The organism is Clostridium tertium (genome assembly GCF_017873245.1).
In the GTDB taxonomy this organism is placed as follows: domain Bacteria; phylum Bacillota; class Clostridia; order Clostridiales; family Clostridiaceae; genus Clostridium; species Clostridium tertium.
In genome coordinates, this window is the sequence record NZ_JAGGJY010000002.1 from 20,670 (window position 1) to 45,670 (window position 25,001).

At 27.5% G+C, this 25,001-nt stretch carries 22 protein-coding genes; 1 reads left to right on the forward strand and 21 read right to left on the reverse strand.

Going from position 1 to position 25,001, the window contains the following annotated elements:
* Positions 1-184: 184 nt before the first annotated feature.
* The 6 genes from J2Z25_RS03155 to J2Z25_RS03180 all read right to left on the reverse strand — a co-directional run bounded on the left by J2Z25_RS03155 (position 185) and on the right by J2Z25_RS03180 (position 4,561).
* Positions 185-940, reverse strand: coding sequence for a hypothetical protein (locus J2Z25_RS03155; RefSeq protein WP_209738289.1), 756 nt, complete (start codon positions 938-940; stop codon positions 185-187).
* 247 nt (positions 941-1,187) lie between these two features.
* Positions 1,188-1,370, reverse strand: coding sequence for a DUF1858 domain-containing protein (locus J2Z25_RS03160; RefSeq protein ID WP_008679751.1), 183 nt, complete (start codon positions 1,368-1,370; stop codon positions 1,188-1,190).
* Positions 1,371-1,433: 63 nt separating this feature from the next.
* Complete coding sequence (locus J2Z25_RS03165; RefSeq protein ID WP_209738291.1) at positions 1,434-1,985, reverse strand: hemerythrin domain-containing protein; 552 nt, start codon at positions 1,983-1,985, stop codon at positions 1,434-1,436.
* Positions 1,986-1,996: 11 nt separating this feature from the next.
* Positions 1,997-2,632, reverse strand: a complete 636-nt coding sequence (locus J2Z25_RS03170; RefSeq protein WP_097034136.1) for a hypothetical protein — start codon at positions 2,630-2,632, stop codon at positions 1,997-1,999.
* 94 nt (positions 2,633-2,726) lie between these two features.
* Positions 2,727-3,500, reverse strand: coding sequence for a histidinol-phosphatase (locus J2Z25_RS03175; RefSeq protein ID WP_111927897.1), 774 nt, complete (start codon positions 3,498-3,500; stop codon positions 2,727-2,729).
* A 164-nt stretch (positions 3,501-3,664) separates the two neighbouring features.
* Positions 3,665-4,561 carry a hypothetical protein gene (locus J2Z25_RS03180; RefSeq protein WP_209738293.1) on the reverse strand — a complete coding sequence of 299 codons (897 nt, stop codon included), beginning with the start codon at positions 4,559-4,561 and terminating at the stop codon, positions 3,665-3,667.
* Between the two features lie 126 nt (positions 4,562-4,687).
* On the opposite strand from J2Z25_RS03180, the gene ltaE reads away from it, so the two are divergent.
* A complete protein-coding gene (gene ltaE / locus J2Z25_RS03185; protein ID WP_209738294.1) occupies positions 4,688-5,734 on the forward strand; it encodes a low-specificity L-threonine aldolase in 1,047 nt (348 codons plus the stop codon).
* Positions 5,735-5,953: 219 nt separating this feature from the next.
* Here the strand turns inward: ltaE and J2Z25_RS03190 are convergent, their stop codons facing one another.
* The 15 genes from J2Z25_RS03190 to J2Z25_RS03260 form a co-directional block, all read right to left on the reverse strand.
* Complete coding sequence (locus tag J2Z25_RS03190) at positions 5,954-6,595, reverse strand: hypothetical protein (RefSeq protein WP_209738297.1); 642 nt, start codon at positions 6,593-6,595, stop codon at positions 5,954-5,956.
* 10 nt (positions 6,596-6,605) lie between these two features.
* A complete protein-coding gene (locus tag J2Z25_RS03195; protein WP_209738299.1) occupies positions 6,606-8,753 on the reverse strand; it encodes a hydantoinase/oxoprolinase family protein in 2,148 nt (715 codons plus the stop codon).
* Between the two features lie 87 nt (positions 8,754-8,840).
* Positions 8,841-10,142, reverse strand: coding sequence for a hypothetical protein (locus tag J2Z25_RS03200; RefSeq protein WP_008679765.1), 1,302 nt, complete (start codon positions 10,140-10,142; stop codon positions 8,841-8,843).
* 166 nt (positions 10,143-10,308) lie between these two features.
* Positions 10,309-11,667, reverse strand: a complete 1,359-nt coding sequence (locus J2Z25_RS03205; RefSeq protein WP_209738300.1) for an FAD-dependent oxidoreductase — start codon at positions 11,665-11,667, stop codon at positions 10,309-10,311.
* Entirely contained in the window at positions 11,657-13,219 is a 1,563-nt protein-coding gene (locus tag J2Z25_RS03210; protein WP_209738302.1) for a DUF4127 family protein, read from the reverse strand. The genes J2Z25_RS03205 and J2Z25_RS03210 overlap by 11 nt, the downstream gene beginning before the upstream one ends.
* On the reverse strand, positions 13,212-13,925 hold the full coding sequence (locus J2Z25_RS03215) for a hypothetical protein (RefSeq protein WP_008679770.1): 714 nt from the start codon (positions 13,923-13,925) through the stop codon (positions 13,212-13,214). Before J2Z25_RS03215 ends, J2Z25_RS03210 begins: the two co-directional genes overlap by 8 nt.
* A gap of 140 nt (positions 13,926-14,065) precedes the next feature.
* Positions 14,066-15,964, reverse strand: coding sequence for a leucine-rich repeat domain-containing protein (locus J2Z25_RS03220; protein WP_209738304.1), 1,899 nt, complete (start codon positions 15,962-15,964; stop codon positions 14,066-14,068).
* Positions 15,965-15,986: 22 nt separating this feature from the next.
* Positions 15,987-17,441 (reverse strand): hypothetical protein, encoded by a 1,455-nt coding sequence (locus J2Z25_RS03225; RefSeq protein ID WP_209738306.1) that lies wholly within the window; start codon positions 17,439-17,441, stop codon positions 15,987-15,989.
* Positions 17,442-17,722: 281 nt separating this feature from the next.
* A complete protein-coding gene (locus J2Z25_RS03230; protein WP_209738314.1) occupies positions 17,723-18,577 on the reverse strand; it encodes a MurR/RpiR family transcriptional regulator in 855 nt (284 codons plus the stop codon).
* Positions 18,578-18,709: 132 nt separating this feature from the next.
* The gene (locus J2Z25_RS03235; RefSeq protein WP_209738316.1) at positions 18,710-19,771 is read right to left on the reverse strand and encodes a sensor histidine kinase; all 1,062 of its coding nucleotides are present in this window, start codon (positions 19,769-19,771) and stop codon (positions 18,710-18,712) included.
* The gene (locus J2Z25_RS03240; RefSeq protein ID WP_008679780.1) at positions 19,768-20,442 is read right to left on the reverse strand and encodes a response regulator transcription factor; all 675 of its coding nucleotides are present in this window, start codon (positions 20,440-20,442) and stop codon (positions 19,768-19,770) included. The genes J2Z25_RS03235 and J2Z25_RS03240 overlap by 4 nt, the downstream gene beginning before the upstream one ends.
* A gap of 117 nt (positions 20,443-20,559) precedes the next feature.
* On the reverse strand, positions 20,560-22,911 hold the full coding sequence (locus J2Z25_RS03245; protein ID WP_209738318.1) for an ABC transporter ATP-binding protein/permease: 2,352 nt from the start codon (positions 22,909-22,911) through the stop codon (positions 20,560-20,562).
* A 449-nt stretch (positions 22,912-23,360) separates the two neighbouring features.
* Complete coding sequence (locus J2Z25_RS03250) at positions 23,361-23,879, reverse strand: hypothetical protein (RefSeq protein ID WP_209738320.1); 519 nt, start codon at positions 23,877-23,879, stop codon at positions 23,361-23,363.
* Between the two features lie 20 nt (positions 23,880-23,899).
* A complete protein-coding gene (locus J2Z25_RS03255; protein WP_209738327.1) occupies positions 23,900-24,619 on the reverse strand; it encodes an ABC transporter ATP-binding protein in 720 nt (239 codons plus the stop codon).
* A gap of 5 nt (positions 24,620-24,624) precedes the next feature.
* Positions 24,625-24,999 carry a GntR family transcriptional regulator gene (locus tag J2Z25_RS03260; protein ID WP_209738329.1) on the reverse strand — a complete coding sequence of 125 codons (375 nt, stop codon included), beginning with the start codon at positions 24,997-24,999 and terminating at the stop codon, positions 24,625-24,627.
* Positions 25,000-25,001: the final 2 nt, after the last annotated feature.

Sequence of the window (25,001 nt, forward strand, 5' to 3'; positions counted from 1 at the left end):
TATTTTATTAATTTAGTATCCTTTAGTTTTTAGTTATTCTATTATTTTTCATCACAAATATTATGCTGAATTAATATATTATTACTATTAAAGCTTTATTAATGCTTATTCTATTGATAATATTTATGAAAATTGTTTTTTATACTGCTTTCGTAGTAATCTAAATTTTGTTAACTACTTATCTCTAAGCTTCATCATATTCTGGGAATAGTGGATCTAAATTTTGGTCAGGATAGAACTTAGGAACTGGTGCTCTCTCGAATCTTTCGCATGGATCTTCTTCAGGGTCTTCCTCACAGGCTTCCCTAGGAACTGGACAATAATCATAAGCTGGTATTAATAGTTGTACAATAAGTTCACATTTTACAACTATATAGTAACCTAAAGTTATATCTAGAACTTCGTCACCCTCTTCATCTTCAACTATTTGACCATCTAGTGCCTCTGCTACCATTTCAAGTTTTATAATATTACTATCCTCACCTTCACATTGTTCTGGTTCAGTGCTTGCTGAAATTTGAGCTATAGAATCAGGACAATAGAATTTTCCAATTATATCTGTTCTGTGTATTTCGTAGAATTCACTTCTATTTATACCATTATCATCAATATAATCAGAATAGAAAGAGATAACGTAATTAAGAACTATTTTTTTGAAATTAGAGCTTCCTTTTACAGGTATTTTATCTACTGAAGTTAATGTTACATTAAAGTCCCTACTAGAAATATATCTCTTAGGCTCAATTAGTGGATCACTTCTTAATTCACTATCTGTCGTATTTGTATCTGGACCTTCTCCATATACAAGACATCTTTTTATTAAGCATTGATCAAATACCTTAGGTACTTCTATGCATACTAACTCCGATGGATCTGGTAAACGCCCTTGTTTATTAACAAGACCTGGGCGTGGCTCGAATTTTTTGAAGTTAATGGACATAAATTCTCCTTTCCTTAAAACTACGATACTCTAAATTAATTTAATATTCATTTATAATACATGTTATGTTGAAATATAAAAGTGGTGCTATTAAAAAGTCGTATAATGTACCTTTTTTTTACCTAAAATTGTGTATAAAATAAAAAAAACACTGAATTTACTTAAGTATAAAGACTTATAAAGTCATTCCTTAAATAAATTCAGTGTATATTCATATTAATTCATTTATTATAATTATTTTAGCCATTTATCTATTTAGAGCTTCAAGTAATGCTTCTAGCTCTAATCCATGTACCATTGCTGCATCTTCTATTGTTTCTGCTTGTGATGATGGGCAACCTACACATCCCATTCCAAAGTCCATTAAAATTTGTGGTGCATTTTCCTTTACCTTTATAACTTCTCCAATAGTCATGTCCTTAGTTATCATAATATCACCTATCCTTAATATTTTTTGATTTAATATCATATTAATTTTAATTTATCTTAACTACTAAATGCAATATTTTTCCTTTAAATTTTTAAGTATATCTAGATTTTCATCTTTAACATTATTATTTTCCTCTTCAAAACTTACACATTCTTCATTAATTATATCTACAGTTTCCTTTTTTAATTCTCTTTGTGCAAATTTATAAATTACATTATCTTCTTTGTGAATATGTCTTTCTAGAAGGTTTGTATAAGAAACCGCATTAGCTATTACGTCTAATTTAGCTTCAGCATTTCCATTCTTTAAAGCTTCTAATGCTTCATTTAAATTTGTTACATATAGTCTGCCAAGATCATGCTCTACTAACATTCCATATCTAACTACTTTTTCAGCTGTTTCCCCAATTTCATCAACCATTCTATTAAATAACATTATTTCTTCTTTTTTATGATGATGAGAATCTGCATAGTTTCTTATAAAATGTATCATATTATAAAAATCTTCATAATTAACTTCTTCCCCTTCTAAGACAGAAAAACAAGCTTTTCTAACTACCTTTAGCATTTCTTTTATATTTTTATGCTCATCCATCATTAATTCTATCGCATTCATTTTCTCATCCCCTATACTCTTTCTATTGAAAATTCATCATTTTCATATACATTATATTTAAAATCTTTGTTTACTTCATTAACAAAAGATGTTATCCATAGATTTCTTAAAGTATAAAAATAATTTACATCTCCGTATGCAGCATCCCATATATCTTTATGAACACAAAGCCTTCTCTTCCAAACAACTTTATTTTCATCTTGTGAAATTACTTCATTTACTCTATCACAAGGCATTCCATCTAATATATAGTCATTTACTGCATTAAATATTTCAACAGCGTTGCTTACAGATTTTCCTTCTTCTTTTGCTTCCTTTGCAGCCTTTATACCTTGATTCATATATAACGACTCTAATTTAGAAGATACATTTTCTTTTTCTAACAGCTTTCCTGTCCATGTTGCAAGTCTTCCTTCAGCAGAATGAATCTTGTCTTGTAACCATCCATGAATATTTGATGTATCAATCATTTCTTCAAGAGGAAGATTAGGTAATTTTTCTCCATATTTATTATTTATTTCTTTTGATAAATTTTCTATATTTAATCCTTCATTTTTTGCTAAAGTAATTATTTCTTCTTCAAGTCCTTCAAACCAAACTATTTTATTAAATAACCAATAGTGAATTTTTCCTAAATATAAGCTCATCTTTTTCCCTCCAATATCTATCATTAATCTTATAATGATAGTGTAGCATAGGGTTACATCATTTTCAGTAACATTTGTTACCCCTTGATTTATTTTATATTCTATCTATAATTTCTAAATTCAATTTTTTTGCAAATTCTTCTCCCCTAAATCTAAGTCTTAAATCTTCAGGCTCATGTGCATCTACCCCAAGTATTCTTTTAACATTATATTCTTTTGATAAATTCCAAAATTCTTCAACCGGGTAAAAATATCTTTCACCTAAGTTATATTTAACTTTCCCTCTTTTGAATCCATTTATGTTAATTTCAAGTGGCATATTTAATTTTTCTGCTGCTTCTAAAATTCTTCTTGATGCTTTAATTGAATGTTCATCCCAATTTCTATATGATACAGCAAATAAATCTGGATGAGCTATATATGCAAAATATCCACTTTCCATAGACTCTATTACATAATCTATATAGCACTCTAAAATTTCTGGAGTTAATTTAACTCCACCTACATAAAGCCATTCACCTTTATAAGGGAAAAAATGCACTCCTAATAATAAATAGTCAACTTTATAAATTTTTTTAAATTCATCATATAACCAATGATAATCTTCAAAATATTCACATTCTATTGCTTTCTTTACTGATATCTTATCTCCATACTTTTCTTTAGCATCATCTATTTCCTTAAAATAAACTTTTAAATCCTCATATGCCATTCTATTTCTATTATCTATATTTTTACCTGGATGAGGTAGATGATCTGATATTCCGATTTCATCATAATCTTCTTTTATTGCTTCCTCTATATATTCTTCTACTGTTCCAACAGCATGGTTACATCTATAATTATGTGTATGATAATTAGTTTTCATTTTCTTCACCTATCCTTTTCCCTCATTTGAGTATTTATTACATACCTAATATAATAACATATATCTAAATTAACTTCTATTTTCAGACTTCGAATGAAAAGGCTATCATAAATTAATTTAAAAAAATACTTAATAATTAATTCACGACAGCCTATCTTATTATTTTATAAAAAATTCATTCTTATTCCTTGAATTTCTATTACTCTCTTAGTTATCATACTATGAACTACAACTACTTCATCCCTCTCAGCAATATAACAATAATCTCGTACACTAAATGCTATTTCATATTCATTTTCATAATCAGTAATATATATTTTATAAACTGGTACTTTAGTAGATCCTTTTGTAGCTTCTACTATACCTGTACATATTCCACTAGTTTTTGTGTATAGTCCAAACAATACTTCAAAAAAGTATATAAAATCTGGAATAAATATTATTAAAAATATATAAATTTCTTTATCAAAGTATCCTGATAATAAAAATATTATTAATAATAACTTTATCCACCTGATCCTATCAACTCTATCTTTCCATTTAACTTTTATATGAGGTGAAAACTTAGACTTCATTCTCCAAAATATATTACTTTCTTTGTTATAGCTTCCTGGATATTCATAATCTCTCTTCCACTTTAGTTGCCTATCAGTAACTTGCAATAATCTTATCTTTCTTTCTATTATATATATTAAAATTAAAATTATTTCAATCAGTATTTCTATTCTAACTAATACTAAATCCTTAGATATTAGAGCTACAATTACTGAATATATAGCAAATAATATACATAATATCTTGAAAATAATAGTTTTTCTTTTAACTTCTATAATTATATTCTCATCTATATTTAACCTAATATTGTTTATAGAAAAAATCCCTAATATAACTATAGAAAATATCATCATTATGCTTATAGAATCTATATCTATGCTATCAAGAAATGTAATACTAATTCCTCTATATTTAAAATAATAAGATATATTGCCTATGAATCCCAAAATTAATCCAAAAGCTCCAAAAACCCTCATGTTCTCTAAGCTTCTTCTTTCTGATCCCATAAAAACTACTCCCTTATTAATATAAATAATATACATATTTTTCAGAAATTTCTTTCACTAGTTACTTCTATTATATTATAATAGTGTTAATAATTGTTATAAATTTATGTAAACGAGGTGCTTTAATTGAAAAACTTTATAGATTTAAGAAGTGATACTGTAACTAAACAACCAGATTTTATGAAGGAAGCTATGTTTAATGCTGAAGTCGGTGATGACGTTTATGGAGATGATCCTACAGTTATAAAACTTGAAACTCTTGCTGCAGAAATAGTAGGTAAAGAAGCTGCTCTTTTTGTTCCAAGTGGTACTTTTGGCAATCAACTTGCTTTATTTACTCATTGCAAAAGAGGTAGTGAGGTAATTATAGCTGATTCTAATCATATAGTTGCTCATGAAGTTGGGGCAAGCTCTGTAATTGCTGGTGTACAATTAAGGACTATAGATTCCCCAAATGGTATTATAAGCTCAGATCAAATTGAAAAAAGAATTCGTTTTGAAGATGATGATATACACTTTCCTTCTACATCTTTAATTTGTATTGAAAATGCTCACTCAAGTGGTAATATATTAACTCTTGAAAATATGGAGGAGGTGTTTAATGCAGCCCAAAAATATAATCTTCCTATTCACCTAGATGGTGCAAGAATATTTAATGCATCTACATCCCTTGGAGTTGATGTAAAAGAAGTCACTAAATATTGTGATTCTGTTATGTTTTGCTTATCAAAAGGATTATGTGCCCCTGTTGGTTCAATTTTAGCTGGAAGTAAAGATTTTATAGCTAAAGCTAGAAAAAAGAGAAAGCTTATGGGTGGTGGTCTAAGACAAGCTGGTTTCCTTGCAGCTGCAGGAATTGTTGCACTAAATGATATGTCTAAAAGATTAGAAGAAGACCATGAAAATGCTAAATTGTTAGCTTATGAATTAAATAAAATACCAGAGCTTAATGTTAATTTAGATAATGTTAAGATAAATATGGTATTCTTCAGTTTTAAAGATTCTAATATAGACACTAAAGCGTTAGTAAAATACTTTTTAGATAATAATATTAAGATAAATGATGTTGAAAATGGTCAAATTAGATTTGTAACTCATTACTGGATTACTAAAGAAGACATATTAAAAATAGTTAATACATTAAAAGAATTTTTAAATAAATACAAAAATTAATATTATTATAAATATGACTTTCCTACAATAAAAAATGACAGTAGTTAGTTTTATGTAAATGAAAAACTAACTACTGTTTTTTATATTTACAGATTGTTGTTTTAAAATAGTTGATATTTTAAAATCATTTTTACTAAAGCTATAGTTCGTATATCTAATTTATTAAAAGCGTCCTTAAAATAATTTATTTCAATCTCAACATATTTGTAAAATATTTAATTATTTTATATATTTTAATTCTAATTCTTCTATATAATCTTTAAATTCTTTTAAGTTAATTTTCTTATTTTCTATTAAGTATATATAATCCAATATCTTTGGATGGAAGCTTAAATTTAATAACTCTTTACAAAAAGCATGTGCTGCTATTTCTCTTGTTTTTAGTATCGTCGCTTTTCTTTTAATTGGACCTAAAAAAATTACATCTATCTCATCTAATAAATAATTAGTATTTTCTTCATTTTTGAACTCTAAAAAATGATAGAATTCATGAGCTAAATGAATATTATATACTTCCTGCTTTGATATATTGAATCCATACTTTTTTAATGTTCCTATTATTTGATCCATAGAATTTTTATATATTATTATTTGTTTTTCCTTTTTATCAAAAGTTATTTCTCCTCTAATATCTAAACTTTTAGATTTAGAATTATCCTTTATTAATACATTCACTTTATTACTCTTTAAAAGTGATTCTATCTCTTCATCTTTATATTTACTTGCAATATTTTTTCCTATTCTATTAGCTTCATTAATATAGTACTTTATCTTTTCTTTAGGTATCTTATGAAACAAACTATCTTCTTTAAGTTCTAATAAAGCTAATATTTCATCAGTCAAAAAATATAAGTTTTTCATATAATCACTCCTAAATTTCTTGAGTTGCCAATATTCCAATCTTTGTATCTTCATCTAAAAGTTCTATTTCAAGATTTGTTAATGTCAATAGCTGCTCTTTACTAATAACTCCTGATAGATCAATAAGCTTTTGTTTAAATATTACATATATCTTTGGAAGTTGTGCCCCCGCATCTGTGAATAATGTATTTTCATCTATAAAATTATTGTAAGTTTTATATAGTTCTTTCTTTGTACAAAATAGTAATTTACCTTTATCTTTTTGTAATCTTATGACACCATCTTCATCAAGAATTCTTATTTTTTCTTTTTTGCTACATATTAATCCAAATAGCTTTTTTGTAGTTTCAATACACTTAAATATACTCCATCTTCCTGTTTCTCCAATAAGCTTAACATTTTCTTTAGATACTCCAGTTGAATTGCATACTACATTTATTAGTTCATCCGTTGACTTTTTTTCAGCACCAAGCTCTTTAGTCCTAAGCTCTGTTGCTCCTGTTGCTGATGCTCTTAAAATATTCTTTTTAGCATCAACATCTACAGTAATTTCTACTGTATCAGGGTTTGCCCCAGATTTCACAACTGCTTCAAATACATCCATTCTGATTTTTTTTATATCTTGCTCTGTAGGATTTATAACACTTCTCTCTATTTGCTCCCTAACTAATGCTAAAGCAACTCCTATTGTAGAAATATATGGTGCATTCTTAGCGATATTAAATTTCACACCCATAACTTCTGAAAGATATGGAGTTACTATAGATGCTGACCCTCCACCTCCAACAAGTCTTATTATAGCTTTGTTTAATTTATATTCTAAAATCAGCTCATCAACTACCTTCTTCACTTTTCCTATAGCTATATCCATAACAGTCTTTGCAGTTTCCTCTATAGACATATTAACTTCTTTAGCTAATACTTCCCAAGCTTTTCTTCCTTCTTCTATATTTCCTCTTGCATAGTCATCTTCATTTACATAACCTAAAATATTTGCTGCCCCTGCTAAAGTCAATGCAAAACTTTTCCCTTCATCACAATTAATAGCTACATAATTACATTTATCCTCGGGTCTTGGAGATATATAAATTAATTGTGGATTTGATATTTCATTTATACCTGCAAATATTTCATATTCTTTTTCTGCTATATGTGCACTTCTAGGTCCTACATCTACTATTTTATTATTTTCAACAACAATCATACTTCCACCTGCAACACCAAGTGTTCTAACATCTAAAGATTTCAAATAAAGTTTATGTCCTCCAACTTGAGAATTCTTAATCATTACTTTTCCATCTTTTATTACAGATATATCTGTAGAAGTACCTCCAACTTCAAAAAATATTCCATCTGAAACTTTTTCATACATCAATGCGCCTGCAACACCAGCTGCTAAACCTGATAGCATTGTTAAAATTGGTCTTTTTCTAACTTCATCAATGGTCATAACTCCGCCATCACATCTCATTATCATAAGTGGCTTTTTTATATTCGCATTTTTCACTGAAGTTTCTGTCATATTTGCAGTTTCCATCATTTTAGGAATTAATGCTCCATTTACCACTGCAGTTCTAGTTCTTGCTCTTAATCCATATAGCTGTGATATTTCATATCCCCCAGTAGCATATATACCATTATTTAATGATTGTTCTATAACAATTTTTTCATTTTCTGGATTATCAACTGAATAACTTTCTGATGCCACAATCACCTCTGATCCAGTATCTTTAAGCTGTCTTATAGCTTCTCCTATAGACTTTTGCGATATATTTCCAGAGTCTATATATCTATGTTCTGTATATAAATATTTTCCTGGTGATAGCTCTATATTATTAACTTTAGTTTCATTTTTAGCTCTTTCACCTTCTATTCCTTTTCCCATTCCAATTATACCAACCTTTGCAACATCACCTTCTAATAAGGCATTAGTTGCTTGAGTTGTTCCATGAGCTATAAAAACTACATCATTAGGAGAAATATTATTTTCTTCTAGTACCTTTTTTATAACTTCTATTACCCCTTTTGCAACTCCTTCTTTTTCATGATGAGTTGTAGGTATTTTAGCTTTGCCTATTACTTCATAACTATTATTATCTATTACTACAGCATCTGTGAATGTTCCACCAACATCTATTCCAATCCTTACCTTACCCATTATATTTCCCTCCTGATGCATTTATCATTAAAGGTGCACCTATACGCACCTTTATTTTCTAAAATAGTATTCTTTATTTACATAATATTAAAATATCACTAAAGCTGTATAAATTAATGATAAACATGTTATTATAACAGTATATGGAAGTGTAGATTTCAATACTGAGTTAACATCTACTTTCGCAAAATCTGCAACGATTACATTATGAGTATTCGTTGGATCTGATATTCCTTGTACTACTCCTGTAGCTCTTAAAGCCATACCTATAGCTGCTGGACTTAATGTTCCTGCTGCAACCATAACATTTCCAATACCTGAACCCAATCCATATAAATTAAGAGGTCCTCTATACAATGCAAGTGGTGATGCTATAGTAAATATTATAATATATGGTATTGGAGAAGTAGGTAATATAGCTCCTATAAGTGGTTGCATTAATGCTATTGTTGCATTTGCTGATACACCATTTAATAATATACCAATTCCAATCATCAATCCGATTACTCCTGCTACATCTTGTATACCTTCTACAAGTGAGCTTGTTGCTATTTGTATTATTTGCGATGGTTTAGTAACTAGAATTGTATATACTACTGAAATCAATAATGAAAGTTCCGCACTAAATTTAAAGAAGAATACTAATAATATTGGAAGTAATGGTGATATCAATGCAAATACATTTACATCATCATGAGTCTTTGTTTCAAAATTACTATTTGGCATTGCCCATGTACTTCTCACACTCTTGCTTCTTACATTAATTAATATATAAGCTGCTGTTACTACAATAGATATTAAACCTAAAACTAATGAAGTAGATTTTACAAGCTCCATATCCATCCCTATTACATCAACATAAAATTGATAATTGGCAACATTAAATAAACCTCCAAGTCCTAACCCCATAAGAAATGATCCTGCTGCAACCTTTGGTTTTATTCCTGCTGATAACATAAGCGGTATTACTATAGTTGCAACCATTATTACCGCTCCAGCTCCACCTAAAGCCGAAAACACTATTGCGCAAGCTGTTGTTAAAATAAATGCAATAGCTAAAGGCTTATCCCCTGCAAGCTCTGCTGCTTTTCTAATTATAGTATTCGATATACCTTGTTTTTGTATAACTTTTGCAAACATAGCTCCGAAAATAGCCGCCATCATAGTTCCTGCAAGCCTAGATGATCCTGCTCCTATTACGTGGGCCATCAGAGTTTGTCCACCTTCTTCTGTTGGAGTCATAAATGGAACTCCTGCAATAACCGCTATTATAATTCCTAGCAGTGGTAATGCTAAAAGCGTCGGCAACTTTTTAGCTATCATAAGTCCTGTAAACACAGCAAAAACTAATAATATAAGAATAACTTGAATATTTAAAACTTCTCCCATTTTCATTCCCCTTTTTAATATTATTTTTATAATTGCACTTTAATAATTTAGGTTTAGTAAATTTAAAGTTAAAATTTATGTCATGAGTTCTTATAAATTATTTTATATTAATTCATTTATCACATCCCTACAATTGATAATTTATTAAATAGTTTAGCAAATTATTTTATTCAATAACTTGATTACTTTTTAACAACTCTACTTTAAGCTCCTCATAACTTAATTCTCTAAAATCTTTTTTAAATTTAAAACAAATTTTAGCTGCTATTCCAGCTGCTTGCCCTAAAGCCATGCATATTGGAGAAACTCTCATGGATGCTAATGCTTCATGAGTTGTACTTATTGCTCTGCCTGTAACAATTAAATTGTTAATTTCTTTGGGCAATAATGCTCGATATGGTATTCCGTAATAGTCACCAATTTTCATTTCCATAAGATCTAATTCCTTACCATCTGGATCATGAATATCTATAGGCCAACTTCCAAGCGCTATTGTATCTTCAAACATCTTTTTTGTAACAATATCCTTTTCGGTTAATTGATACTCTCCAACTAATCTTCTTGACTCTCTAACACCAATTTCATCTCCAGATTGAACTAATATTGCTTTTTTAAATCCTGGTATATATTTTTTCAAAAAGTTATATATTTCAATTACCTGTCTTCTACCTTCTATAGTAGCTTCAGATAAATCAAAATCTCTGACTGAAATTTTATCTATAACTCTACTCATATTTATTGCAACTTCGCCTCTTCTATTTAGTTCAAAAAAAAGAACTCTATCTCTATTTACAGTAAAATCACCATTTTTTGCAGCTTCTTTTATCTTTGAAAAAAATCCTGAAATTGCAACTCTTTTTGTATCTAACAGGCTTTTTATATTTTTACCTAATACAAACTCATCCTTATTGTCTTCAACATATTTAACCAATTCATCTATATCTACATTGCTTACTTTAAACATCATAGTCATAGGTTGACACTTACCATCTTTTTCTCTACCTATATTCATTTCATTTCCAGAAAGATATGCTATTTCTCCATCACCGGTAGCATCAATATAGTATTTAGCATTTATCTCATATATCCCTGATCTAGTCTTTGCAAGTATTGAGTTTATATTTTTTTCATTAACTTCCACATCTAAGGCCTCTGTATGATATAAAACTTCTACTCCTGCTTCTAATAAATATTCTTGAGCTATATACTTATAAACTTCTGTTTCTATAGGTGTCACTGTTGCTGCTACGCCAAGTGGATCTTCTATATGCCCTATTGTTCCTCCATTTTGTTTGACTCTCTCAATAAGTTCATTTGCATATCCCATTACTATTTGCTTTTTACCAGCATGGAAAGTCATAAGAGGAATAACTAAGGATTTAGTAGCACACCCACCTAAGTATCCACCTCTTTCTATTAAAATTACTTTATTCCCATTAGCAGCTGCTGCTTTTGCAGCTATAATACCTGAAGGCCCTCCGCCAATAATCAAAATATCGCAACTTTTGCTTCCTTTAATCTTCATATCTTCCCTCCTTAAATTTGATATTAACCTCACATTCTACTTCAAATGTCCTATTCCATGGTAATTTAGCCTTTACTATTACCTCTTCTATTTCTCCTTTAGCTTCTAAATAGCTAACTTTACTTTTATAAAAATAATCATTAGTCATTCTATTTAATGACTTTTCAACAAAAGAATCTATTTTTTCAACTCTTTTATTCATGTTAAAAATACTTAATCCTTCTTTTAATACTTCTTTATTTGTTTCATTTCTAATACTACTTTGATATATATAATCATCGCAATATCTCTCTATTAAAAATTTTAGACTCTCTAATGATTTTTTAAAATTTAGATTATTATTTGAATTTATATTTGAAATAATATTTCCATGAGCTATAGACGTTCCCATTGCATTTCCAGCCGTATTCCAAGCTCCATATGCTATTACTTTTAATAGTAAATTTTCTTCTTTTAATCTTTTTATAAGATATTCATCCCCACCATTTGAAAAGGCTAAATCTGCAATTGATACTTTTTTACCTAAATTTATATAGTTCTTAATTCTACTTATAAAATTATCAATTACTATTTTCTTATTATAGTTTTCTATAGTATCAGAGGCCATATCTATATAAGGAATATTAGGAGTAGTTACAGCCAGTATATAATCACATTCATCATATTTATCCATAATCAAAGCATTAGTACTTTTTAAATGTTCATTTATATTAATTTTAAGTGATCTATCTTCAAACTTTGGAATACTATCTTCTGCTTCCTTGTCATCAAAATCCACATATACCTTAGGTCTAAATCCTCTTATATCGTTTACATAGCGACTAACAAGAATTTGTCCGATCTCATCAGCACCTGGATAAACATATATTCTATCTTCTAATTTATACTTATTTATTTTTTCATGGATTCTTTTGTGCTCTATTAAATGAAGTCCATATTTTGAGCAATCCTCTTGTGATAATATTAAAAAATCAATTATCCCCTCTTTAACAAGCTCTATTGATTCCATATTAACTTTATGATTTCTTTCTCGTGTTCTTAAATAAGTGTTTAAAACATCTTGTGGTATTTCTGATTCTATTTGATTCAACTTATTTTTTAGACTCACTTCATTTAATGATTCTACTCTATATCTTAATTCATTATATTCATTTATTTTGCCCCACCATATTTGACTTTCGTCATTTGAAACTGATATAGATAACCTCATAATATTTGAAAATGCATATATTTTTATTTCTTTATTTTCCTTTTTATAATCTTTTAAAAAGTTTAATATCTTTGTAGATTCTTCTAATGATTTTTTATCTGTTCTAGATGCTATTAGGCCTCCATAAATCAACATATCTAGAGATATTATTAAAGCATCACACTTTTCACTTTTAATCCACTCTTTTATTAATTCTACATTTCCTTCATTAAAAAAGCTCCCTAAGTTTTCTTTTTTGGGCACCTTAATCTCTAATTCTGCTAAATTGGCTAATTGAATAACTACTTCTAAATTAACCGGTCTATCATCTAATGGGATATATAAGATTTTATTATTATTCATTTATAACCCTCTCACTATTAAAGTTGTCTATCATATTTCTATATTTCAATGTACTTTCATAAATTGAATCTTTTGTTTTACCAGTTACTATTGCTCCAATCATTATTGCATTAATACCCATTTCTTGTAATATTAGAACTTGTTCTGGTGTTATATTTCTTTGTGTTGGTATAACCATCGGCTTTGAGGTTGTACTACGAATTGATTGATATTGTAATATTTCTCTTACTGTAAGCTCATCTCCATAAGTTTCTGGATCCATAATAGAGCATTCTAATACATCTATAGGTAATTCATCATAAGCTTTTACATATTCTAATTTATAATTATTATCTATTGCAACCATTCTATATATGTCTTTATTGAATATTAATGGATTCATATGCTTATCGTATAATGATATAAAACTAAACCCTTCATTCATTATACCTTCAATTTCTTTCATTGGTATCTTATCATGACCTCCAGCTACAATTCCTATTGGTTTATCATACTCATTGCAAAGTGATACAATTTTTTTAATTACTTCTAACTCTTCAGTTAAAGATCCAAATCTAGTTTTGCTAGCTCTATGTTCAACATTTATATGAATCTTTAACACATCTGCTCCTGCTAATAATGCTGCTTTTGCTAATTCTACATTATTTTCTGGAAGACTTACTATTAGTGATATTTCTTTTTCGTTCAAAATATTAATTAAATTCATACTATACCTTCCTTTCTAAATTTCCTTAATACAATTCTATCATTATAAAAATACCAATTCAATACTTTTTGAAATATTTTTTCATTTTTTCAGAAAATTTTTTTCAAAAAGAGCTTGATTTTCATCAAGCTCTTTCATTTTTATTTACTTTTAATTCTTACACCTAAGGTTTTACTAGAATTTTCTCCTACAGAATTTCTAATTTTTATTATTACTTTACCATTTCCCTTTTTCTCTCCTACTATGCTAGTAGAATTGCTTCCTGTTTTAAAGAACTCTTTATTAGACATATCTTCAATTTCCATTACTTCTACAGGTAATTCTCTATCCATACCTTTAACTTCTATATAATCTAATAAATTAATTTCTTCTCCTATTTTTAAATCTATTTTTTTATTTGATATATTTTCTAACCTTAATTGTCCTTCCATATTCTCAATAAAATTACCATCTGCTAAAACATTAGCTTTATCACTAAATTCTAACTTAGTTAAATAATTATTACTCAAATCAACTTTCTTTAACTTTTCAATAGTTCCTATTTCTTTTGGTATTATAGTTAATCTGTTATTATCTAAAGAAAGAAATCTTAATGCTGTGATGCTTCCCAATGTATTGGGTATTTCTAATAATTCATTATTACTAAGATATAGACCTTGTAAATTTACCAAGTTTCCAAATTCACTTGGTATTTCTACTAGCTTATTATTACTTAAATTTATTCCTGTTAAAGTTATCATATCTCCTATAGTTTTAGGTAGCGTTTTTATTAAATTTCCATTCAACCCCAAATATGAAATTGAATTCATACTTTTTATCCCTTCTTGAATATTCTCAATTTTATTAAAAGATAAATCTAAGTGTTTTATATTTTCTATTATCGGTACTGAAGTCAATAGATTTCTTGATAAATCTATATATTGTACTGATGTCGGTAAAAAATCTATTTGAAAATTAATTATATTATTGTTTGATATATATATTGTTTTTAAGTCAACTAAATTAGATAAATCCGGGAATATTTTTATATTATTATTATCTAAATTCAATTCTTTTACTGAAGTTAATCTTCCTATATTATCTGGTAATCTTTCTAATTTATTATTTGATAAATTTATTTCTGTTAATTTACTGAGATTTATTATGTTATCTGGAAGATTTATTAATTCATTATTATTTACAGATAAGGTGAATAGTTTTTCCAGTTCACCTATACTTTCTGGTAAAGATGTCAATTTATTTTCTCCTATTCTTAAATACATAAGTTCAGGAAAAGATCCTATATTATCAGGTAATTCCGTAATCATATTATTAAAAAGATTTAGTTCTCTTAAAACTGGTAATCCTACTATATCACTTGGAAAAGTTGTCAACTCATTCTCATAAGCAAGTAGTCTTATAAGTTTTTTTAAATTATTTATCTCAGATGGAATTTCCTTAATTTTATTTTGAGAAATATCTAATCTATCTAATGTTATAATATTACCAATTTCCTTTGGCAAAGATGTTAATGAATTCTTGGATACATCAAGCCAACGAAGCTTTTTCATAGCACCTATATATGTCGGAACTTTATTCAATCTATTTCTTGAAAGAATCAACTTATCCAAGCTTTCTAATTTAACTATCTCTTCTGGAATTTCATTTATGTGATTACCATCTAAGTTCATTTCTAATAAGTTTGGTAAATATGATATCCCTTGTAATGATTCTATTTTTTCTTCCATTGCTAATAAATACTTTATAGACTGAAGCTTTCTTAAAGTAATTTTATTAGATTCTATATCTGGTATCTTTTGAGGATTACTAAAACTAGTATGAGTAGCTGTCCTAACAATTACCTCTCTTAATTTCTTATCTGGAAACATTCCTTTTAGTTCATCATCATTTAGCTCTCTATCCAAATCTTCTTCATTAATATTGATAATTATATTTTCATCTGCATAAACTAATTTATTTGCTGAAAAAAATGATACTAACACAATTGATAATAGTAAAGCAGACACAGCCGCTACTTTAAATTTTAACCTTTTTCTCATATTATTCACCTCATTTAAATAATTAATATTCTAAAAGTATCTTTATGTTTGTCCAACTTGCAACCGGTGATTCTTCAAATGATGCTGAATGATTTTCAAAACCAGTTAACCCCATTATTGTCGGAGTTTCTTTCCAATTTACTCCAAAGTCTTCTGATATAACAAACATAGTACTACTTTCAATATCTCCATCTATATATTTAGGTTTTAAATATTGAGAATAAAGTGGTGCTACTGCTTCTAAAATAGGATCAAATGTAATCTCTCCATTAGGTGCATATTCTGGATTATAAAGATCTTCCTTATTTGATCCGATACTTGCTATTATTCCATAGTGAGGTTGCTGAGAGTAAGCTCCATCTATAAATGATTTTTGATCAACATTATAAGCTAAAAATTTGGCATGGTTAGCTGGTACTAGCTGAATTCCTCCAGAATAATCAATATAAGTTCCCCAATTTGACCTTCCCACCTTTGGAGATGTTGATAAACAAATAACCCCAGGATGACTTGCTCTAAAGGTTCCCACATGTGAATATTCACTTCCACCAAATCTACCTGTTCCTCTTACTCTTTGAATTATATCTGCTATATGTTTACTAGTTCCATCAGCATAATTCAATAATACTCTTCCGTTAGATTCTTTATATTCACCATTTACAGTATCTCCTGCTGCCCAGTTTTCAAATTCAATACTAACAGGTGAACCAATTGATATAGATGGTTTACTAACCACTATCCTTAAATCTTCAGGTATAGGCTTATCATAACTTCCATTATAGTAGTAATCTAGAGATTTCCATTCTTCATCGTTATCTAAAAACTGTACTGGATTCCCAACAAAGGCTCCGCTTTCTCCACCAAATATTTCATTTCCTCCAAGAATATCTGTATAAATTATGCTATCTGTAAATTTTGATGGATTATTTATTTCTGCATAAACATAATCATCCTCTGTTCCAATAGTAAATTGCTTAGGCATCCAAACTCCTGCTGCTTCAATATCAGATGGGGAAAGACTTGGTACTGATGCTTTTGTTATTTCTGCAGCTTTTATAGGATCGTAACTTTCATTAGGACCAACCCTAACATGTACGTTATTTGAAGCTGATGCAGTAATGCAGGAATGAGTTCCGTCATTTGCTGCATCATAGTGTGATGCCCAGAATCCTGCAGATGAATTTGTTGGATATTTACCTGATCTTATTACATTTCCTATACTTCTTTTTGATCCATCTGGAAATTCTTGATAAATACTTCCTCCATCCCTATTTTCAATATAAATCATATACATTAAATCTAAGTTAGGTGTATTTTCTTCTCTTACTTCTTCTGGAATTTTACTATTTATACTGTCTGCTACAATACTTCCCTTATATTTTTCTATGGAATTAGCAAATACATTTCTTGAAAAAACTCCTAATATAACTAATATCCCGACAAAAAAGCATATTATTTTTTTTGTAGACTTTCTCAATTTTCTCTCTCCTTTTTATACCATTTAATAATAATTTTACATCTTTTGTATTATGATGCATTTTATTATGTCTACTAAGAAAATATATAATTTTAGTCTGCAGTACTAAATTAAATAACTTATTTTTACTTAAATGTTAATATAACTATATTATTTATTTAATATTAACATTATAAAACCTTTTCATCAATAGATTTTTGAAATTTTTTTTCTTTTTAATTGAAAATATTTTTCTCAATTATTACTACAAAAAAATAAAAGCAATGAGATTTTTATAATTCTCATCGCTTTATATTTAACTTTTCAATTGCTTTTTCAGTTTTACTCTTAGATACTACTGCTATTTCTTTATTTTTTCTTATAACATTAGTACATATTAAATCTATAAGAAAATTTTGTGATATCCTTATTCCAAAAGACTCCATATCAATTTTTATTTCTTGGTCTGTATAATTTAAAACATAATCACTAACCCTTGCTAATTTAGATAACAAATTTTCTGTAATAGAAATTACTTTTACATTATTTTCTCTAGCTATTTCTGCTGCTATATTAATCTCCTCTGTATTACCACTATTCGAGATAATAAATAGAACATCTCCTTCTTTCATTAACGATGCCATCATTACTAGAGTATGACTATCTCTATAACAATTACAAATTAATCCTATTTTCATAAATTTATAATAAGCATCTTCTGCAATTATACCTGAATGGCCAACACCAGTGAAAGAAACTCTTTTTGCTTTAACTAAAATCTCTGATATTTCTTCAATCATTGAATAATCTATTTTCTTTAAGGTTTCTTCTAAAGAATTTACATTAATCTCATAGAATTTCTTTACAAATTCACCTAAAGAATCATTTTCAGATACTACTTCACTTTCAATAATATCTTCATTATCATATCCACTATTCTTAAACTCTTGAGCCATTGTCATTTTAAATTCTAGAAAACTTCTAAATCCTAATTTTCTACAAAATCTAGTAACCGTTGCTTCTCCTACCCCACAATTATTTGCTATCTCTGTAACTGTCATGTATATACTACTATTCATATACTCTTCTATATAATCACAAATCTTATTTTCTGCTTTAGTTAACTCACTTCTATCTTTTACTAATGAAGATTTCATTTATATCCCTCTTACTTTACTATTTTACTTTTGTAAGATAATTATATTATAAAATTAAATAAATAACTACTTTTAACTAATACAATATCTAATTTATTCTCAGACTACTTTATATTATTAGCAATTCTCCCCTTATCCTCTGCTTAAACTTATAATAAAAGTACTTCCTTTATTTAATTCACTTTTTACATAAATGCTTCCTTTTGAAAGTTCAACTATTCTTTTAACTATTGCAAGTCCTAATCCATATCCTGAAGCACTTCTAGAGTCATCTTTTTGATAAAATTTATCAAATATATGACTTACTACCTCTTCATTCATTCCAATCCCTTTATCTTCTATATAGACTTTTATAAAATCAAAATTTTTTTCTATTCCAATATTAATTTCTCCATTTTCACGTGAAAACTTAACTGCATTTTCTATAATGTTAGTCCAAACCTGTAAAAACAATTCTTCATTACCATAGTAATAAGTAGTTGGTAAATCTAAATTAAATTTAATATTCTTTTCTATCCATTTATTTTGTAATAAAAGTATAGCTCTTCTTATATTTTCGTCTAAGGCAAACTTGCTTTGATTTTCTAATACATCTTGATTTTCTAGTTTAGATATTTTTAATATATTACTTGATAAGTTTTCAAGTCTTTTTGATTCTTCAATTATAATATTTAAATACTCTTTTCTTTCTTCTTCTGTTAAATCTTTATTTTTAAGAACCTTAGCAAAACCTTGAATTGATGCAATTGGAGTCTTTAATTCATGAGATATATTATTTACAAAATCCTTTTGAATATATGCTGTATTTTTTAATTTCTTTGCCATATCATTAAAATGAAAAATCAATTGAGCTATTTCATCTTTTTCCTTTGTTTCTAATTTAACATCAAAATTCCCTTCTGCAACTTCATTTGTTGCCTTAGTTAATTTCTTTATTTGTTTAACAGCTAATGTAGAAATAAAACATAATAATGTTAAAGAAATTATAAAACTTATTCCTAAAATTACAAACTTTAATCCATGAAATTCTTTAAGTATAGGAATTAAATATTGTTCACTACCTGAAATTTTTCTATTTACTATTGGAGATACAATAAAAAATGTAACTATATTACTTAAAAGAACTGTTGTAAAAAAGTATACTATTATTTTTCCTTGCAAAGTGTGTCTAAAGTAATTATATATCTTTTTCATATATTTCTTTCCGCCTTATACCCAAGCCCTCTCACTGTAACAATTTTAAATTCATTAAAATCACTTAGCTTTTCTCTAATTCGTTTAATATGAACATCTACAGTTCTTTCGTCACTTTCAATATCCACACCCCAAATCTCCTCCATAAGCTGATTTCTAGTAAATATTTGTTTAGGATAGCTAAGTAGTTTAAATAGTAAATAAAATTCTTTTTTAGCTAATTCTATTATCTGTTCCCCTTTTGTTATTGTTAATGTATCATAATTTAAAACTGCATCTCCAATTATTAACTTATGTTCATTGGATATTCTAGATCTCCTTAAAAGTGCATTTATTCTAAGAAGCATTTCATCTAAATCAATTGGTTTTACCATATAATCATCTGCACCAACTAAAAATCCTTTTCTCTTATCTTCTATAGTTTCTTTTGCTGTAACCATTAAAATTGGTAGTTCATAATTGGAATTACGTAAATCTTTTACTAATTCATATCCACTTACTTTTGGCATCATAATATCACATATTACTAAATCAATATGCTTATCTTCAAATATTTCAATAGCTTTTTCTCCATCTTCTGCTAAATATACTTCATATCCATTTTGCTTTAAAAATACTTCCATTAATCTTCTTAAGCTTTTGTCATCTTCAACAATTAATATATTTATCATTATATTCTCCTCAAAATTTACCTCTTAACTAAAAAAATCATCTCTTAAATAAATATTATAGTACAGTTAAAAACATAGGCAAATACCTTAATAGATATTTGCCTATAACTTTTGAATTTATTCTGTTCTTAATGCTTCAACTGGATCTTTTTTAGATGCCATCTTAGCTGGTATAGATCCACCTAACATAGTTAAACATACGCTTATAACTATTAATATAATAGCATGAACTGGATCTAAAATTGCCACACCCTTTAAGTCAGTTATTTTATATAATATATTATTTGTTGGGAATGTTAAAAGCCAAGCAATTATTATTCCTAAAATACCAGAACAGCTTCCAACAATAAATGTTTCTGCATTAAATACACGAGTTATATCTTTTTTTCTAGCTCCTAATGCTCTTAAAACTCCTATTTCTTTTGTTCTTTCAAGAACTGAAATATAAGTTATAATTCCAACCATTATTAATGAAACTACTAAAGATATTGCTGCAAATGCTATTAAAACCATTGTTATAGCATCCATTATTCCACCTGATAAACTTACAAATGTACTTGCCATATCATTATATATTACTACATCTTCTTTTTCTTTTCCTTCATTCCAATCATCCAAATAGTCAGTTACAGCTTCTTTTGTTGTAAAATCTTTTGGATATAAAGTAATCATATATGGAGTACCAACTGCCCCTATTGAAGAAAGTATATTCTCCTTAGTATTTTGATTATTGCTATCTGGTCTATCACTTACTTTATCAAATCTTTCTCCTGTAAATACATTATAATCAGCAGCTTCTTGTGCCTTTGCTACTTCTGAATTTTTAGCATCTTCTATAAAGTGCTTACTTAATTCATCTGAATAAGCAAGTCCTGAAGATAAAACAGGAATTGTTACGTCTTTTTTTAATCTTAAGATTCCTGTGATCTTAAGTGGAATTGCTCTTTCATTATTATATATTTCACTCATATCACTAGGATTTCCTGCTAGTGTAAAGTAGTTTCCAACCTTAGTATAGTAATCATTATTTAATATAGCTCTTAATTCATGATTTATAATATCATTAAAGTTAATTTCTTCTTTATTGCTATCAATTCCAAGTGCATCCAAAATTGTTGTATCTATTTTATTATATTCATCTACAACTAAAACTAAATCTGTCATTTCTTTTGGATATTCACCTGAAAGTAAATCATATGATGTTTCTAAATATCCTTCTGTACTATTATCTAGCTTAATTGGATAAGATGATAAATTTAAATCTGAAACACTTACTGGAGTTGCAACCTTACCATCACTCTTTAAAAGATTCATGTTGACTAAGCGAGTATATGATACCCCTGAAAGTAAATTGCTATCAATTTTCTCAACATAATCTATATATTCTTCTGTTAGCTTATTAGTATGCATAAATGTATTTTCTTTCGTATTATATGGATAAATAACATCTGTATCTGGATATTTTCCCTCTGCCTCACTATCTCCAGACATCTCTTTTCTCATTTCTTTGCTATGTTCCATCATGCTATTTATATCAACTTCGGCAGCCTTTTGAGTTATCATAATTGGAAAGCCTGATAAGGTATCTGATTCAAAAATATCTATTTGCTTATCAAATCCATTTGAAAGTGATAAAATTAGAGCTATTCCTATAATACCTATACTTGATGCAAATGCTGTTAAAAAAGTTCTCCATTTTTTAGTTCTTATATTCATTCCTGATAACTTTAATGCTGTTAAAAAACTCATACTTGTCTTTTTAAGACTATATGAAGTATTATTCTTTTCAGACTCTAATGGATTAGTATCTGAAATAACATTACCATCTCTAAACTCAACTATTCTATCTGCATATTCCTTAGCAAGTTCTGGATTGTGAGTTACCATTATAACTAATTTATCTTTTGCTATATCTTTTATAAGGTCCATTATTTGAATACTAGTCTTAGTATCAAGAGCTCCTGTTGGCTCATCTGCCAATATTATATCTGGATCATTTGCAAGCGCTCTTGCAATAGCAACTCTTTGCATTTGTCCACCTGAAAGTTGATTTGGTCTTTTATGAACGTGATCTTTAAGCCCAACTCTTTCTAATGATTCTAATGCCTTCTTATGCTTTTCAGCAGATGAAACTCCACTTAATGTCATTCCCATTTCCACATTGTCTAAAATACTTAAATGGCTTATTAAATTATAACTTTGAAAAATAAATCCTATACTATTATTACGATAAGCATCCCAATCTGAATCCTTAAACTCTCTAGTGGATTTCCCGTTAATAATCAAGTCTCCACTATCATATTTATCTAATCCTCCAATGATATTTAGACAAGTAGTTTTTCCTGAACCACTTGGTCCAAGTATTGCTACAAATTCATTTTGTCTAAAGTTTAAGCTTACCCCACCTAAAGCAACTTGTTTAAATTCGCCTGTTACATATGATTTTTTTATATTTTTTAGCGATAACATACTTTCCCTCCTGCAATAAATTTTACTACGATAATTTAAATATATGTTTCAATTAATTATCTTCATCCCTATATTGTTATATGATTAAAGGTTAATAGGCTTATCTAAGTAAAATATCAAAATTGAAAGCATATATTATTTAAATTTTATATAAGCTGCTAAAATAATGACTTTACTTAAATATTATAAGTTATGAATATAATTAAGATAAACTTAGAATACTTACTATAACTTATATAATATTTTAGTTTTATGAACTAAATATGAACTTAGTAAAACTATTATATATATGATTATAGCTATATTTAATAAAACTTAATTTTAAAAATTTCCTATGAATTATGGTAGATAAAAATTTTTTTCTATCATAATTCATAGGAAATAACATTCTAATATTTTTTATTTTTAATTAATAAAATTATATCTTTATTAATTCATACTTATTTTACTTAAACTTCTCTTTTAGTTTTATTATCTTGGATAAGATTTATTATTAAAAGAAATCCTATTAAAATTACTGATACTAAAAAAACTTGCAATATCTCCACAATATTCATCAAAATATCAATTTCTAAATAAGAATTAAACATCATAGTTCCTATATAAATTATGATATCTCCTAATAAGAAAGTTAGTAAATTATTAATTATTATTTTAAATTTCGAACTATACATTTCCTTTTTACTTAATGGTATAGTATCATATTTCCTTAATATAAAAACTCGTTTTCCTTGTTCCTTTATCCAGAATAAATGATTGTTAAGATAAAGTGTCAATATAATTACTCCAAAAACTAATATAGGATTTATAAAAGAAATAGGTTTAGGATCTAATCCCTTTCCCCATATAACTTTATGAGAAGAAACATCTGATTGAATAACTACAAAGTAGAAAAATAATAATACGCCAATCAATAATTTTTGATAATGATACTTTATTCTTTCTTTTTCATTTTCCAAATAGTTCATTTTATTATACCTCCTTATTTTTAAAGTAAATCACTTATGTGAAATTTTTTATTTAAGGAATCTTCTAATTGCTTTCTTTTAAAATTATCTTCAAGGGCTTCTTTAGTATCATTTATTTTAATTTCACCATTATCAATTAAAATAATATAATCTGCAATCTTATCAAGATCGCTAGTTATATGAGTTGACATAAGAATACCTATATCTTGATTTAATATATCTTGTAGCATATTTAAAAAATCTTTTCTAAAAACAGGATCAAATCCAGCAGTAGGTTCATCTAAGAGAAGAAACTTTGGACTATACGCCATAGCAAAGCTTACTTGAAATTTCATTTTCATACCTTTAGAAAACTGATATAAGGGTTGCCCCTTAGGAATATTCATTTTATCTAGCCATATATAATAATCTTCCATACTCCAATTATTAAAATATTCTCCAAGGAGTACTCCATTTTCATATGCTGTCTTATCCATAAAAAATGAAAGTTTTTCAGAAATTAGACCAATTTCTTGTTTTGCTTCAGAAGTGTTCTTTTTTATATCAATTCCATTTATATTTACTTTTCCTTCAAAGTCAGTATCTAATCCAGATATAATATTAATAAGTGTAGTTTTCCCAGCTCCATTTACTCCAATAAGTCCTGTAAGATATCCTGGTTTAATTGTTAAAGAAACTGATTTAAGTGAAAACTCTTTATATTTTTTTACTATATTTTCACATTGTATACTATTTGTCATAAAGGCTATCTCCCTTCATATAAAGTCTTTAAAATATCTTGCATATCTTCAAGTGTAAGTTCTAATTTTTTACCCTCACTAATTAAACTTTCAAAATTATTTTCAAAATCCTTAAGCTGTTCCTCTCTAAGCTTTTGACGATTTGGCTCCTTTACGTAAAATCCCTTGCCTTGAACTGAATAAATTAATCCTTCCTTTTCTAGTTCTTCATATGCACGTTTTGTGGTGATTACACTTATTTGAAGATCTCTAGCAAGAGATCTAATAGATGGTAACAAATCTCCTGGCATTATCTCTTCTTGTATAATTGAATTTTTTATAGATTTAACTATTTGCTCATAAATTGAAATATTACTCTCTGTATCTAAAATAATATTCATTC